This window comes from Achromobacter sp. 1014246743, assembly GCF_059760725.1.
Window position 1 is genome coordinate 1 of record NZ_JCBANA010000069.1, and the last position, 13,635, is coordinate 13,635.

The window sequence follows — 13,635 nt, forward strand, 5'->3', positions numbered from 1 at the left end:
CCAGCGCGTGGACGGCACCACGCAAAGCGACGCGCGCAGCTTGCTCGGCACGACCGGCGGCAACGTCATCCTGACCGCGGGCCGCAATGCCAGCCTCGTCGGCAGCGACATCGTCGCCGGCAAGGCGGCGGGCGATGTGACCGGCAGGACCGGCAACATCGACATTCAAGCGCAGAATGTCGCCATCCTGACCGGCCGCGATACGGAAAACACCCACAGCGACTATTCCAACAAGCAAAGCAGCTTTGGCGTGAAGCTCGTGGGCACGCCGGTGGACACCTTCAAGAACCTGTCCAACGCCGGCTCGGCAAAGGCCAAGGTCCAGGAACTGGCCCACAGCGGTGCCACCACGCCGGGCGTGACGCTTAACTTCAGCCGCAGCAAAAGCAGCGGTTCGCGGGATACGTTCAGCCAGGTCAGCAGCGGCTCGGAGCTGAGCGCGGCCGGCGACATTCTCATCCGCGCCACCGGCAGCGGCGCCAGGGATGCCGCCGGCCGCGCGGTCGACGGCGACATCGCCCTGGTCGGTTCCAACCTGCGCGCCCAGGGCGGCGTGGTGCTCGATGCCAAACGCGACATCACGGTCGCTGGCGCGCAGAACCAGTACCGAGAATCCAGCAAGAACGATAGCAAAAGCACCAGCATCTCGGTCGGCAGCATGAGCCTGGGCGACATGGGCCGCGCCATCGACGGCGGCCCCAACGCCAGCGGCGTCAAGACGTTCCCCTTCGGCGCCCAGACCGCCACTGCCGGTGAAACGGCCGCGGGCACCTGGCAGACGGCGTCCCTGATCACGGGCAACACCGTCTATCTCAACAGCCGCGAGGGCGACATCCGCATTGCCGGGTCGGCCATCGACGCCGTCAAGAACGTGGGGCTGTCCGCCAGCAAGGGATCGATTGCCATCGACACCGGCACGGCGACGCGCGACCACACCAGCAGCCACCGCAGCAAAAGCGTCGGCGACCTGAGCGACGACGTCGGCGGCGCAACCACCGGCATTCGCAAGTCCAGCGGCACGCTGGCCGAGAACAGCCGCAGCACCAGCGGCGCGGGCAGCACCATCGTCAGCCGCCAGGGTGACGTGTCCATCATCGCCAAGCAAGACCTGCTGATCCGAGGCAGCGACATCCACGCCAACCGCGACGTGCTGCTAGGCGGACAGACGGTCACCATCGACGGCAGCTTCGATACGTCTGCGTACCGGGACTTCCAACAAAGCAGCCAGATCGGGGTCACGACCAGCGTCAACAGCCCGGTCGTCAAGGCCGTGGAAACCATCGACCGCATGCGCCATGCGGCCCAGGACACCAACAACGGCAGAATCCAGGCAGTGGCCGCCGTGGCCGCGGGCTTGGCGGCCAAGAACCTCTACGACGCGGTGGCCAAAAATCCCGCGCAGATGGGAGGCATCAGCGTCAATGTGGATGTGGGGGCCAGTAGTTCCAGCCAGACCCGCACCGGCGAAAGTCGTACCGCCAGCGGATCAGCCGTCACCGCAAACCGTGACCTGATCATCATTGCGGCCGGCAAGGGCGCCCAGTCCAACATCACGGTCTCAGGCTCGAACCTGACCGCGGGCCGCAACGTATTGCTGAACGCCCAGGGCGACATCCTGCTCACCGCGCAGCAGAACACGTCCAACCAGAAGAGCGACGGCAAGAGCCGCAACGCCAGCATCGGCGTGGGCCTGACGGTGGGCGGCAGCCAGAATGGCTTTGCCATCAACATCGGGGCAGGGGGCAGCACCAACAAGGGCAGCGGCCAGGACAGCAGCTGGAACAACACCCACGTGGTGGCGGGCCACCGGCTCACGATCAACTCCGGCGGCGACGCCGTGCTGCGCGGCGCGCAGGCCCGCGCGGCGCAGATCGTCGCCACCGTGGGCGGCAACCTCGTCATCGAGAGCCTGCAAGACATCAGCAACTACGTCGCCCGTGACCGCAGCGGCGGCGTGCAGGTCAGCCTGTGCATCCCGCCCATCTGCTACGGCGCCAGCAGCGTCAGCGGCAACTACGGCCAGACCAAGATCAACAGCCAATACGCCAGCGTCACGGAGCAGACCGGCATGTGGGCGGGCGATGGCGGCTTCCAGCTGAACGTGGGCAAGAACACCGGGTTGATTGGCGGGGTCATTGCCAGCAGCGACAAGGCGGTGGCGGACGGCAAGAACGTGCTGATCACGGGGACCTTGACCAGTCGAGACATCGAGAACCGCGCCAGCTATGAAGGGCAGTCGATTCAACTCGGAGGGGGCTTCAACTTCGGTGGCGGGGGTTCGGGCGGCAAGGACGGCGGCAAAGATGGCGCCAAGGGCGGCGGTGCCGGCAGTGGCAATAGCGCCATCGGCACCGACAACCAGGGCAACGTCGCCGGCGGCAGCAAGGCCACGCCGGGCTCCACGCTGCCCAGCCTCGATGGCCTCAGCGCCAACGTGCCCATTGCGATGGGCGCCAGTGGCGAGGCCAGCTCCACCACAAAGAGCGCCATCAGCGGCGGCACCATCGTCATTCGGGATGAGGCGGGGCAAAAGGCGCTGACGGGCCAGACCGCGGCCGAAGCGATTGCCGCGTTGAACCGGGATACCAAGGACACGCTCAACGCGCTGGATCGGATCTTTGACGAGAAGGAGATCCGGGCGGGGTTCGAGGTGACCAAGACCCTGGCGCAGGAGACGGGGACGTTTCTGGCGAATCGGGCGGCGGAGGCGGACGCGCTGAAGGAAGCGATGCGCACCGAGAACGATCCGGCTAGATACGCAGACCTGGAACGGCAGTTTAACGCTGCTAAAGAATGGCTACCCGGTGGGACCTATCGCCAATTTGCCAACGCCGTTTTGGCTGGACTCGGCAGCAATGTGACCGGCGCTGCGACGGACATCGCGCAAAACGCTTTGGTCAACTATCTGCAACAGCAAGGCGCAGCGCAGGTCGGTAAGTGGGTGAGCGAAGGCCTCGTGCGAAATGGCTCACCCGAACATGCCGCATTGCAGGCGATCGTGGGTTGCGCAGGCGCAGCCGCGAGCGGCCAGAGTTGTGGCGCGGGAGCGACGGGCGGCGCCGCTGCGATCCTCGTGAACGCATTGCTGGATAGCACTAGTGGGAATACCAACGCCGAGAAAGAGGCACGTCGCAATCTTGTCGCGTCGCTGATTGCCGGCGCAGCGGCAGTTGCCGGTGCAGATGGCATCGCGACGATCACGAATGCGGCGATTGCTGAGCTGGACAACAACACGCTGAATCTGGCGCACGATCAGGATCTCATCGGCCGGCTGTCGCAGATCGACAAGTTGGATCCGAAGCAGCAAGACGATTTGATGCAGCAGATCAAAGCCGCGCACGCCGCGGGTACGCAGGCAGCGTTGGATCAGATGAAGAGCATCTTCGGTCCCGGCGAGTTGCAGGAAACGCGGGACCAGTTGGAGTCGATGCTTGGCAGTGGATCGGCATGTGGGCAGGTGCCTGCTTGCGCGTTCCAGCTGACGAAGTCAATTAAAGAACTCGATGGCCTGCTGGCTCAGTACAAAACGCAGAGTGAATTGACTCCCAAGGTTGATGCGGCGCTGCTGGCGTTCGACATCGCGTCAAGCGGCGTTCTGGGAGGGATTCGGAATACATTCGTTAACCTCATCAAACTGAGCGCTACGCGTGCAGCGCGCGGTTCGTTGGAGATGACGGTTGCGAAGATGGCCTATGCGGATGGGGCGTCTTGGACGGTGCGCAATGGGGAGGTGCTGCTGGCCGAGGGCAATACAGTCATAGCGAGGCAGAATCCCATTACGGGAAAATATGAAACGGTTTTTGCTTCTCCCGCGCGACCGACGGTTATTCCTCCCCCTGCTGAATTCATCCCACCGGGGATGGACAGGCCGTTCCGTCCTATCAATCCGAGCTTTCCGCCTGAGGCAACGGTGGTTGATGCGATGAATAGCCCTCTAGTTCGGGAAATGATCAATAGGTGCGGACAGGTTGATTGCTCTGACATAGCTGCAAAATTGCTAGAGAGCGCAGGCGGTAAAGGGATAATTCTGGAAGTGCGCCCCAAAAATCCTGGCAATCTAAACGTTTACGAAAATAGTATTGTCCAAAAAAATTATACGTATCACCAAATTTATACTGATGGTAGATACGTTTATGATCCAAGGTTGTCTAGTTCTCCCATTCCGAAGGGGGATTGGGAAATGCACATTAAAGGAATGAACCCTGATGGTGTGTACATTTCTTCAAAGCTAAAGGGGCTGGAATGAATTTAAAAATAATCGAAGACAGAGAAGGTGCTTTGCTAAACATCATTGATAAGCTGGAGCCTTTGGCCTGGCGGACCTATAAGCAGAGATATCCGCAAGTATGGGTGCGTGATCATGCTGAAGTTCAGGATCATTCAATTTTTCCGCCCTATGTATCTTTCAGATTCGTTAATGAAAATATTTCCGCAGTGAGTGCATTGAAAGACGCATTATCTAGCTATAAGGGGAAGCTGCGGTGGTCTATGGAATCTTATAAAAGGATTGCGATGCCCGGAGTAAATTGGTCTATTACTCCGGAGGAAGTAATTTTGATGGATAGAAAGCTAAATGATAGTTCCGTAGAAATATATGATTATTTTTCGAAAAATTATCCGTTATTTGGGCCAATAGCTTATGATGACTTAGATGAATTGACCGAGCACGTTGAGAGGAAATTGTTTGGTATATAGTAAAGAAATAAAATGGCGAAATAAAAAAATAACGAACCCCGGTGTCAGACTTCGTTTTCGGCGCAGAAAAATAAGGTGTCAGACTACGTTATTGGCCTGAAGATGGCTGTGTGAAAGCGTAGTCTGACACCTTATTTTTCTGCGTCGGTCAGACCAGACTCATTGGTTATTGATTACTCAATTAACGGAATAAAAATGCGAAAATCATTTAGGAATGAGGCCGGACAATGAGCATTGAACTGCAAGTGCAGATATTGAATGCACTCACACAGATTATGCACGACTCCGCGAAAGGAGCGTACGAAGAGATTTGTTGTGAATTTGAGTATGAGGTTTACGACGGAGGGTGGTCTGTAGGCTCCAAATATTCTCTCGTTCGTGATGGTTTGTTCGTTAGCGAATATTTGGATGACTCTGATGATAGGGTTTCCAGTCTTGTGCATAAATTACACGAACTGATGAAATCGCATACAGGCGGTGATTGGAAGAAATTCGTATTAACCTCGACTGCAGACGGAAAAGCTAATACAAAATTTACTTATTAATAAAAAAATAAGGTTCGGTCAAAATACGAAAATAAGGTGTCAGACTACGTTTGCGGCCGAAGCTCAGTCTGAGGTGGTGCGGGCAGGAAGGTGGGGCATATTTATCCACCTCTGTTCGTCAGCCGTTGAGGCGAGTGCTAGGCTGCCGCAGTTATGTTCTTGGATAACTGTGCCATGGCTCCCAGGCTGCCCCGATTAATCGTTCCCCACTGCCCGCATCACGTTGTACAGCGAGGTCACAGCCGTCAAGCGGTCTTTGTGAGATAGGGTGTCAGACTACGTTATTGGCGAGACCCTCTGATGATTCCTATTGGACGTTGGAAAACTAGGGGCAACAGCGATGGAGCTGGTTATCGATGGCTCAAGAATTGCGTCCGAAGAAGACCTTCATGACGTGATCTCTAAGGGTTTGGCTCTGCCCAATTGGTACGGAAGAAATTTGGATGCGTTATGGGACGTCTTGACGGGTATGGTTGAGCGACCTCTGAAGGTAATTTGGCTCAACTCTAAGCAATCGAAGATGACGTTGCCTAGATATGAACAAATTCTTTCTCTCTTTCGAGAAGTAGAGTTGCAAGATCAGCAATGCAACTGGATAGATCGTTTTACGCTTGAGATTAGGTAGTTGGCGCAAAGGGCGGAGCGGATGCGCAGTTTGCCTGAGCCGGCGAATCAAGCATGGGGGTGCTCGACTACCCAGCGCTGTCGCCCCAAGCGCTCTTTGCTTTCCAGCCCTCGGCGGGCAATGTGCGGTGATGCCGCGTCGTTGCTGATAGCGTCGGCAACGAGCAACCGTTGTCCGCGTGCAGTTTGCCTGACCGCTTGCGGAAAATATGGTGTAGAAAATATGGTGTCAGACTACGCTTTCGGCCTGGAAAGGGCTCTTTGCAGACGTAGTCTGACACCTTGTTTGTGCCTAAAACGCCCATGAATAAAAAACTAGAGCTATTTTTCTCAAGTCCGGCTAATTATGAGCAACTTACAATTGAGATTCAGTTGGATCGTGAGAGAGTTGCGGAAATCAATTGTGAGAGAGGGTTGGGTTCTCTAGAAATAGAGCTATTTGGTAGTGAACCAAATCTAGGTTTTTTTGCCAAAATCCCCTTGGATGATTTTATAAACAAGCTAATACAGGCCAGAGAGCTAATTAGACATTCAGGGTAGTTCTAGGATTGCCGGGTGTATTTATCCTGATTCCGTGAGCTGTTGAGGAGTTCTGCATGAAATTAAGGTGTCAGTCTCTGGGGAAATCTCAGAGTCTGACACCTTATTTTCTGCATTCGTGTATTTGAACTGTGGTTGGTGAATAATCAAAATGCTCGCCTCAGCGATAGGGATGCAGCAGAAAATATTATCAAAGGCATGAGTAATGCGCTTCGAGAGAAATAATTATGACCCTTCAAGAATTTATTTCTTCCATCACAAACTTGTCATGTAGCGCGAAAGTTGCTTATCGTGAAGTTTGCGAAGAATGGAAGCCAGAAGATCCTCCTGCAATAACGCTGCTATCGGCTATCGGATTACACATTGCCGACGATATTGATAATCAAGAGCAGGAAGTGAAAAGGCAAATTTTCCAATTGATCGAACGAGCAATGGGGAGCGATGACCAAGTCTTGGCGGCTGCCGTCGCTACAGGGTTGATTGAGGCCCTGGTGGCTCGAACAGAGCAGAACCAGGACTTGTGGGGCGAACTATCTCTAATCTTGGGTCAACGTTCTTTTCGCCATGCTAAGGCTTGGCGGCGCGAGTAGGTAAAGTCTGAAAATAACGAATAAAGTGCCAGACGCAGAGGTTTTCCCAAGAGTTTCCAGGGAACCTATCAGAGGTATAAAAACAAGGTGTTAAAAATAAGGTGTCAGGCTACGTTTTTGAGGATGGACAATGAGCATTGAACAAAGATACAAGGTGTCAGACTACAGTTTTGGCCTGAAGATGGCTGTATGAAAACATAGTCTGACACCTTATTTTGCCGTTAAAATTGGTAAGGCCATAAGGGTAAATATGAAAATAAATGATCGAATTAGATTTCTAGGCGAACAACTGACCGATAGGTTGGATCCTGCGTTGGTTAGATACGCGCTTGAATACATCGATCATTTTGAGAGTGTGCTAGCGCTTGAAACTTTATGTGATTTCGCTGCTGATAGTGATATTCTGATAACAAAACTTGAATATCGTCATATTATTGATTTGGTTAAAGACATGAATATCGACATGGTAAATAGGTATCTTTATATAAATCCAGATAAATATTCCTCATGAAAATATGGTGTCAGACTACGTTTTCGACACCGGCGTTCGCCGGATAGGGGCATTGCCTGCATTTCGGGCGTGTGCAATTGCGCTATCGTTTGGGCGCATCGCTGAGTGAGACACGCTATGGACATGGCTTTAAAAAGAGAATGCGAAAAAATCAGGTCGATGACATCCGAAGACGCCGCGACCTGGATGCTGGCTGAGTATCCCGTTTCGGACCCGGCACATGGCCGCGCCTATCAATTGCTGCCGCATCGTTCGTGGAAGCGTGCGGACCAGATACGTCTGGCCGACTACTATTTCCAGAAAATCCCTTACGCCAGCGCCAGGCCCTACGAGGCGTTCGCTTCGTTCATGTCCGTGCACCTGATGCTTCGTCTGATCGCCAGGCATATGCCGTTGGCTGAGGGCGACAGGGATCTGCTGGATTACCATTTGCGTCGGGTCGCCAGAAAATGGGCACGCACGGCCAGGGACGAACAAGCCATCCGGGAATTTTTAAGGGAAGATGCTTAAATGAAAAGTACCGCTGTCTTCCCAGGGCTGAGCGACGCAGCCGAGGCCAATCTAGCCGACTACGCGAAGTACTTCCTGTAGCCAATTCATCCCTTCATTGATCTCACATGCCATGCCAATTTCTGCCGCCGACCTGATTGCGCAGTTTGACCTGCAGCCACACCCCGAAGGGGGCTATTTCCGTGAAACCTATCGTGCGGCCGATTCGATCTTGCGGGCGGCAGATGGGGCATCGCGGTCCGCATCAACGGCGATCTATTACTTGTTGTGTGATGGGGCGTATTCCTCGTGGCACAGGATCGGCTCGGACGAAATCTGGCATTTCTATGCGGGCGATCCGCTCGAGGTGTGGGTGCTCAGCGAGGGCGAGGGGTTGACGATCCACCGACTGGGTAACCCGCTTACTCATCCTGGCAGCGTGTTCCAGGCCGTCGTGCCAGCGGGATGCTGGTTTGGTGCTCGCTGTGCGGCGCCTGAGCACCTCGCGCTGGTGGGCTGCACGGTCGCGCCGGGTTTCGAGTTTTCTGAATTCGAACTGGCGGACGCGGCGGCGTTGGCCGCGGCGTTTCCAGACTATGCAGAACATGTTGCGCAGCTCGCACCGCACTCGAAGGCGTGAACGCACCTAGCTCGCCGCTCATCGCGGCTGCGCACAACGCCTGCAGTCACCGCCACCGCGCCGGGCTCGACCCCAACGCACTCGCGGGGTAATCCCACGCTTCCGGAATGTCACCCACTCGCAGCGGCACGTTGACGCGCCGCACCGGGCCCCAAGACGTTTCTTCGATCGTCGTCGTCAGATCCTGCGGTGATTCGGGCGCCAAGGCCGGTCCGCCCTGCAACGGGCCCGCATGCGCCACCAGCACCCGCGCCGTCCGCGCCAGCGAGGCCCGGGCGCTGCTGCCCACGCCGGTCGCGTAGCGTTCGGTCAGGCCGCGCAGCGCTGCCGCGGCCATCAGGTAGCCGGTGGCGTGGTCGATGGCCTGGCAGGGCAGCGGCACGGGGCGGTCGCTGCCCGCCGCGCGCATGCCGGCATCGGCAATGCCGGTGCTCATCTGCACCAGGCTGTCGAAGCCGCGGCGGCCATGCCAGGGGCCGGTCCAGCCATAGGCGTCCAGCGACACATCCACCAGCGCGGGGTTGAGGGCGCGGCGGCGGTCGGCGTCCAGGCCCAGGCGCGCCAGGGCATCGGGGCGGTAGCCGTGGATCATCACATCGGCTTGGCCCAGCAACTGTTCGAGCACGGCGCGGTCGGCGGGATCTTTCAGGTTCAGCCGCGCGCAGCGCTTGCCCAGCACCACTTCGGGCACCGTGCCGGGCTCTTCCCAGCCGATGGGGTCGATGCGCAGCACGTCGGCGCCGTAGCCGGCCAGGAAGCGCGTGGCGACGGGGCCGGCCAGGATACGGGTCAGGTCCAGCACGCGGATGCCTTGCAGCGGGCGCTGGCGGGGAATCTGCCAGTCGGGGCGGGCGGCGTGAATGCCAGGCGCGCGGTGCAGCAAGGGTTCGGCGGCGACGCTGCGGCCCTGGGGGTGGGCCGCCCAGGCGTCCAGGCTGCGCATGGCGGCGGCGCAGCCGTTGCGTTCGACCACGGCCGCTTCCAGGTCATCGGCACGCCAGCGCGCCACGGCCTGGGCAACGGCGTCGCGGTCGGCGGCCACGCCCAGGACGGCCAGGGCCGCGTCGCGGTGGTGGGGCGCGTTGGTGTGCAGCCGTATCCAGCCGTCGGACGCCAGATAGTCGCCCGCCACGGCATCCCATAGCGGCGGTGCGGTCCAGCCGACCGGGCGCAGGGTGGTGCCGAACCAGAAGGACGCCAGGCGCCGGTCGACCTGCACGGGGGGCAGGTCGCCGGACCCCTTGGCCGCGAATTCCGCCAGCGCCAGGCCCGCCGCGCCGATGGCGGCGGCGGCAAAGTCGGTGACGGCAAAGGCGGACGCCAGCGCGCCGTGGCCCGTGACGCTGACACCGGGCAAGTGGGCAGCGTCGCCGCCCGCGGCGAGCCAGAACTGGCGCAGGTAATCGGCGAAGGCGGGGGGCGGCAAGGTCGGATCGTGGCGGGGGGCGGACATGGCGTTTCCTGGTTCATCAAGCAATGTCGACAGCCTATTCTTCTGGTTTTAATTGTCAATATTGATTAAATTAATCAACTTATCGAGCGGGCTGCCTGCAGACCGACTGCCGAGTTGACCCGCCGCTTGTGACTTTGTGACCTTTCGTCCCCCTCTGCGCGCCATGCCCAACTACCTGTCTTCTGCCGAAGCCGCCGCCCGCCTGGGCGTGTCGCGCCAGACGCTGTACGCCTACGTCAGCCGCGGCCTGCTGCACGCCGAAGCGGGCGACAGCCACCGCGAAAGCCGCTACCTGGCTGACGACGTCGAGCGCCTGGCCGCGCAGCGCACGCGGGGCCGCAAGCCCAAGGAAGTCGCCAAGGCGACGCTGAGCTGGGGGCTGCCGGTGCTGGAGTCGGCCATCACGCTGATCGAAGACGGGCAGATGTACTACCGCGGCGTCAACGCGGTGACGCTGGCCGAGTCGGCGTCGGTGGAAGCCGTGGCGGCGCACCTGTGGCAGTGCGATGCGCGCGCCGCGTTCGGCGGCCCCGCGCTGCCGTGGCCGGCCGGGCTGGCCGGCCTGCTCGCGCAGCACCGCGGGCAGCGTGCGGAAAGCGCATTGCTGCCGTTGTTCACCGCGGCCAGCGACGATGACGCGACCGCGCTGTGGCAAGGCGCGGCGGCGCGCCAGGCGCAGGGGTGCGGCGATCTGGTGCGCACGCTGGCCGCCTGCCTGTTGCAGGCGCCGCCGGACACCGCGCCGATTCACATGCAGTGCGCCCGCGCCTGGGGCCTGGATGCCGCCGGTGCGGATCTGGTCCGGATGGCGCTGGTGCTCAGCGCAGACCACGAATTGAACGCGTCGAGTTTCACGGCGCGCTGCATTGCGTCCACCGGCGCCAGCCTGCGCGCGGGCATCGTCGGCGGCCTGGCGGCGCTGACGGGCGGACGCCATGGCGGCACCACGGCGCGCGTCGAAGCCCTATGGGACGAGCGGGATCGCGGCGGCGACCCGGGCGCGACTTTGCGCGAACGCCTGGCGCGCGGCGAAGACCTGCCGGGCTTCGGCCACCATCTTTATCCGGGCGGCGACCCCCGCGCGATCGCCATGCTGGGCCGCATCCTGCCGCAGCGCGCGGCGTGGCAGTCGTTCATCGACCAGGCGTTCACGCTGGTGGGGCAGCGCCCGTCGCTGGATTTCGCGTTGGTGGCGGTGCGTCGCCACCTGGGGCTGCCGGTGGGCGCGGCGTTTGGCCTGTTCGCGCTGGGCCGTTCGATCGGCTGGCTGGCGCACGGGCTGGAGCAGCGAGGCAGCCAGAATGTGATCCGGCCGCGTGCGGCGTATACGGGCATTCGGCCAGAAAAACCGGCTTAGGCGTCTGCCTGCGACAGCGTCACCTGCCCGAACGTCATCCACACGTAGGCGGTGTCCGACGCCTGGGCGCGATACGCGCCGCTGGCTTCGCCCAGGCGCATGGCGACGGCGGTGAATTCCCAGGCCTGTTCGTCTTCGCAGGCCACCTGGCGGGTGGTATAGGCGGGCAGGCCATGGGCCTGGCCGAAGGCCTGCGCCAGTTGCGCGTGTTCGGCCAGTTCGGCGGGCACCGACGGGTGGTCCCAGCCCCACAGGAAGGTGCTGTCGGCGCTGTTGGTGGTGCCGACGATCTGCACCGGCGCGCGGGCGATCATGCCGCCGGGTAGCTGGAACACGATCAGGCCGCTGTCCATGTCCACAGACCATTGCTCGGCTTCGTCCAGGTGCCAGGTGCCGCAGTGCGCGGCGGTGGCGGCGCGCAGGCCTTCCAGGCTCTGGGCGATATAGGTGGCGGCGTCAAAGGCTTGGGTGTTGTCGGACATGCAAGGGCTCGGCAAGTGAGAAAACCGATAGCGTACCCGCAAGCGCGGCGGCTTGCCCGTGCCCGGCAGCGCGGTCAGGCGCGCGTTCCAGGGGCAAGCGCCTGGCCGCCGCGCGCGACCAGGCTCCCGTCTTGCGCTGCTACGCGGCCACGCTGAACCGCTGCGCCAGCTGATCGCACTGCCTGGCCAGCAAGGCCGCGTCGACCCCCACCGCCGTGAACAGGCTGCCCGCGGCCATGTAGCGCCGCGCCAGCGTTTCGTCCACGGTCAGCACGCCGGGCGCCTTGCCCGCCTTTCGAATGCGGGCGATGGCGGATTCGACCGCGGCCACCACCTTGGGGTGGCCGGGTTCGCCGGGGTAGCCCAGGCTTGCGGCCAGGTCGGCCGGGCCGATGAAGACGCCGTCCACGCCGTCGACGGCCGCCATGGCGTCCAGCTGCTCCAGCGCTTCGCCGGTTTCGGCCTGGATCAGCAGGCACAGTTCGTCTTCGCAGCGCTGCATGTAGTCGGCGACGCGGCCATAGCGGGTGGCGCGCACGGTGCCGCCCACGCCGCGTACGCCGAGCGGTGCATAGCGCATGCCGGCCACGGCGTGCTCGGCTTCGGCGGCATTCTGCACGTAGGGCAGCAGCAGGGTCTGCGCGCCGATGTCCAGGTAGCGCTTGATCTGCAGGTTGTCGTTCCAGGTCGGGCGTACGACGGGATGGCAGGAGTAGGCGGCCACCGCCTGCAACTGCGCCATCACCGTGGGCAACAGGGCGGGTGAATGCTCGGTATCCAGCAGCAGCCAGTCAAAGCCCGACCCGGCCACCAGTTCGGCGCTGTTGGGGTTGGCCAGCGTGACCCACAGGCCAGTCTGGTGGCGTTGGTCGCGCAGGGCCCGCTTGAATGCGTTGAGGGGAAGTTGCACGGCCGTCCCCTTACGAGAAATGCACCGAGATGCTGCCCAGCGGACCGTAGTCCGCATGGATGGTGTCGCCCTTGGCGACCGCGACGGTGCGGGTGAACGAGCCGGCCAGCACGACGTATCCGGCTTGCAGGCCGGTGTCGTGCTGCGCGAGTTTATTGGCCAGCCAGACGATGCCCATGGCCGGATGCCCCAGCACGGCGGCGGACACGCCCGACTCTTCGATGACGCCGTTCTTCAACAGCAGCGCGCCGACCCAGCGCAGGTCCACGTCCAGCGGCCGTACGGGGCGGCCGCCCAGGATGATGCCGGCGCAGGCGGCGTTGTCGGCGATGTTGTCGACGATGCGGCGCGGGTACTTGCTGCGCCCGTCGATCAGTTCCAGCGCCGGCACGACGTAGTCGGTCGCGTCCAGCACGTCGAACAGCGTGACGTCCGGGCCCTTGAGCGGCTTGCCCAGCACGAAGGCAAGCTCGACCTCCACGCGGGGCACGATGAGTTTATCGGTGGCGATGGTGTCGCCATCCTGGAAGAACATGGTGTCCAGCAAATGGCCGTAGTCGGGCTCGTTGATGCCGACGGTGCTCTGCATGGCCTTGGACGTCAGGCCGATCTTGTGGCCGCGCAACCGCGCGCCGGCCGCCAGCTTGGCGGCAATGATGCGTTGCTGGATGGTGTAGGCGTCGTCGATCTCGATGCCGGGAAAGGCCTGGTCCAGCTGGGTGGTGGGCACGCCGGTGCGTTCCGCCTCGATCAGCAGGTCGGCGGCGCGTTGGCGGGAGGCTTCGTTCAACATGGGGCT

14 protein-coding genes and 1 pseudogene are annotated in these 13,635 nt (G+C 60.8%); 10 read left to right on the forward strand and 5 right to left on the reverse strand.

Annotated features, from left to right (window positions below):
* Positions 1 to 40 precede the first annotated feature (40 nt).
* The 4 genes from AC6LJ2_RS23995 to AC6LJ2_RS24010 all read left to right on the forward strand — a co-directional run bounded on the left by AC6LJ2_RS23995 (position 41) and on the right by AC6LJ2_RS24010 (position 5,865).
* On the forward strand, positions 41 to 4,246 hold the full coding sequence (locus AC6LJ2_RS23995) for a hemagglutinin repeat-containing protein (RefSeq protein ID WP_498152327.1): 4,206 nt from the start codon (positions 41 to 43) through the stop codon (positions 4,244 to 4,246).
* A complete protein-coding gene (locus AC6LJ2_RS24000) occupies positions 4,243 to 4,695 on the forward strand; it encodes a hypothetical protein (RefSeq protein ID WP_445656605.1) in 453 nt (150 codons plus the stop codon). Before AC6LJ2_RS23995 ends, AC6LJ2_RS24000 begins: the two co-directional genes overlap by 4 nt.
* A gap of 227 nt (positions 4,696 to 4,922) precedes the next feature.
* A complete protein-coding gene (locus tag AC6LJ2_RS24005) occupies positions 4,923 to 5,240 on the forward strand; it encodes a hypothetical protein (protein ID WP_498152328.1) in 318 nt (105 codons plus the stop codon).
* Between the two features lie 340 nt (positions 5,241 to 5,580).
* Entirely contained in the window at positions 5,581 to 5,865 is a 285-nt protein-coding gene (locus AC6LJ2_RS24010; RefSeq protein WP_498152329.1) for a barstar family protein, read from the forward strand.
* Here the strand turns inward: AC6LJ2_RS24010 and AC6LJ2_RS24015 are convergent.
* Positions 5,820 to 6,024: pseudogene (locus tag AC6LJ2_RS24015) on the reverse strand (hypothetical protein); the annotation flags it as partial. The gene AC6LJ2_RS24010 and the pseudogene AC6LJ2_RS24015 sit on opposite strands and share 46 nt — an antisense overlap.
* Before the next feature lie 143 nt (positions 6,025 to 6,167).
* Here AC6LJ2_RS24015 and AC6LJ2_RS24020 point away from each other — a divergent pair.
* The 5 genes from AC6LJ2_RS24020 to AC6LJ2_RS24040 all read left to right on the forward strand — a co-directional run bounded on the left by AC6LJ2_RS24020 (position 6,168) and on the right by AC6LJ2_RS24040 (position 8,634).
* Positions 6,168 to 6,404, forward strand: a complete 237-nt coding sequence (locus tag AC6LJ2_RS24020) for a hypothetical protein (protein WP_498152330.1) — start codon at positions 6,168 to 6,170, stop codon at positions 6,402 to 6,404.
* Positions 6,405 to 6,631: 227 nt separating this feature from the next.
* Positions 6,632 to 6,994, forward strand: a complete 363-nt coding sequence (locus AC6LJ2_RS24025; RefSeq protein WP_498152331.1) for a DUF7674 family protein — start codon at positions 6,632 to 6,634, stop codon at positions 6,992 to 6,994.
* A 250-nt stretch (positions 6,995 to 7,244) separates the two neighbouring features.
* Positions 7,245 to 7,505, forward strand: a complete 261-nt coding sequence (locus AC6LJ2_RS24030) for a MafI family immunity protein (protein ID WP_498152332.1) — start codon at positions 7,245 to 7,247, stop codon at positions 7,503 to 7,505.
* Between the two features lie 117 nt (positions 7,506 to 7,622).
* Entirely contained in the window at positions 7,623 to 8,015 is a 393-nt protein-coding gene (locus AC6LJ2_RS24035) for a hypothetical protein (protein ID WP_498152333.1), read from the forward strand.
* A 112-nt stretch (positions 8,016 to 8,127) separates the two neighbouring features.
* The gene (locus tag AC6LJ2_RS24040) at positions 8,128 to 8,634 is read left to right on the forward strand and encodes a cupin domain-containing protein (RefSeq protein WP_498152334.1); all 507 of its coding nucleotides are present in this window, start codon (positions 8,128 to 8,130) and stop codon (positions 8,632 to 8,634) included.
* 46 nt (positions 8,635 to 8,680) lie between these two features.
* Here AC6LJ2_RS24040 and AC6LJ2_RS24045 read toward each other — a convergent pair whose 3' ends face one another.
* The gene (locus AC6LJ2_RS24045) at positions 8,681 to 10,087 is read right to left on the reverse strand and encodes a CoA transferase (protein ID WP_498152335.1); all 1,407 of its coding nucleotides are present in this window, start codon (positions 10,085 to 10,087) and stop codon (positions 8,681 to 8,683) included.
* 163 nt (positions 10,088 to 10,250) lie between these two features.
* On the opposite strand from AC6LJ2_RS24045, the gene AC6LJ2_RS24050 reads away from it, so the two are divergent.
* Positions 10,251 to 11,444, forward strand: coding sequence for a citrate synthase family protein (locus tag AC6LJ2_RS24050; RefSeq protein ID WP_498152350.1), 1,194 nt, complete (start codon positions 10,251 to 10,253; stop codon positions 11,442 to 11,444).
* Here the strand turns inward: AC6LJ2_RS24050 and AC6LJ2_RS24055 are convergent.
* From AC6LJ2_RS24055 to hpaH, 3 genes are all read right to left on the reverse strand, one after another.
* Positions 11,441 to 11,926, reverse strand: coding sequence for a DUF6882 domain-containing protein (locus tag AC6LJ2_RS24055; RefSeq protein WP_498152336.1), 486 nt, complete (start codon positions 11,924 to 11,926; stop codon positions 11,441 to 11,443). The genes AC6LJ2_RS24050 and AC6LJ2_RS24055 overlap by 4 nt on opposite strands.
* Before the next feature lie 139 nt (positions 11,927 to 12,065).
* A complete protein-coding gene (locus AC6LJ2_RS24060) occupies positions 12,066 to 12,836 on the reverse strand; it encodes an aldolase/citrate lyase family protein (protein WP_263913092.1) in 771 nt (256 codons plus the stop codon).
* A 10-nt stretch (positions 12,837 to 12,846) separates the two neighbouring features.
* Positions 12,847 to 13,629 carry a 2-oxo-hept-4-ene-1,7-dioate hydratase gene (gene hpaH, locus AC6LJ2_RS24065; RefSeq protein WP_263913093.1) on the reverse strand — a complete coding sequence of 261 codons (783 nt, stop codon included), beginning with the start codon at positions 13,627 to 13,629 and terminating at the stop codon, positions 12,847 to 12,849.
* Between the last annotated feature and the right edge of the window lie 6 nt (positions 13,630 to 13,635).

Coding starts and splice junctions, on each gene's coding strand:
- AC6LJ2_RS24045 (WP_498152335.1), bottom strand. CDS start 10,087: ATGTCCGCCCCCCGCCACGATCCGACCTTGCCGCCCCCCGCCTTCGCC.
- AC6LJ2_RS24010 (WP_498152329.1), top strand. CDS start 5,581: ATGGAGCTGGTTATCGATGGCTCAAGAATTGCGTCCGAAGAAGACCTT.
- hpaH (WP_263913093.1), bottom strand. CDS start 13,629: ATGTTGAACGAAGCCTCCCGCCAACGCGCCGCCGACCTGCTGATCGAG.
- AC6LJ2_RS24005 (WP_498152328.1), top strand. CDS start 4,923: ATGAGCATTGAACTGCAAGTGCAGATATTGAATGCACTCACACAGATT.
- AC6LJ2_RS24025 (WP_498152331.1), top strand. CDS start 6,632: ATGACCCTTCAAGAATTTATTTCTTCCATCACAAACTTGTCATGTAGC.
- AC6LJ2_RS24055 (WP_498152336.1), bottom strand. CDS start 11,926: ATGTCCGACAACACCCAAGCCTTTGACGCCGCCACCTATATCGCCCAG.
- AC6LJ2_RS24000 (WP_445656605.1), top strand. CDS start 4,243: ATGAATTTAAAAATAATCGAAGACAGAGAAGGTGCTTTGCTAAACATC.
- AC6LJ2_RS24035 (WP_498152333.1), top strand. CDS start 7,623: ATGGACATGGCTTTAAAAAGAGAATGCGAAAAAATCAGGTCGATGACA.
- AC6LJ2_RS24020 (WP_498152330.1), top strand. CDS start 6,168: ATGAATAAAAAACTAGAGCTATTTTTCTCAAGTCCGGCTAATTATGAG.
- AC6LJ2_RS24030 (WP_498152332.1), top strand. CDS start 7,245: ATGAAAATAAATGATCGAATTAGATTTCTAGGCGAACAACTGACCGAT.
- AC6LJ2_RS24040 (WP_498152334.1), top strand. CDS start 8,128: ATGCCAATTTCTGCCGCCGACCTGATTGCGCAGTTTGACCTGCAGCCA.
- AC6LJ2_RS24050 (WP_498152350.1), top strand. CDS start 10,251: ATGCCCAACTACCTGTCTTCTGCCGAAGCCGCCGCCCGCCTGGGCGTG.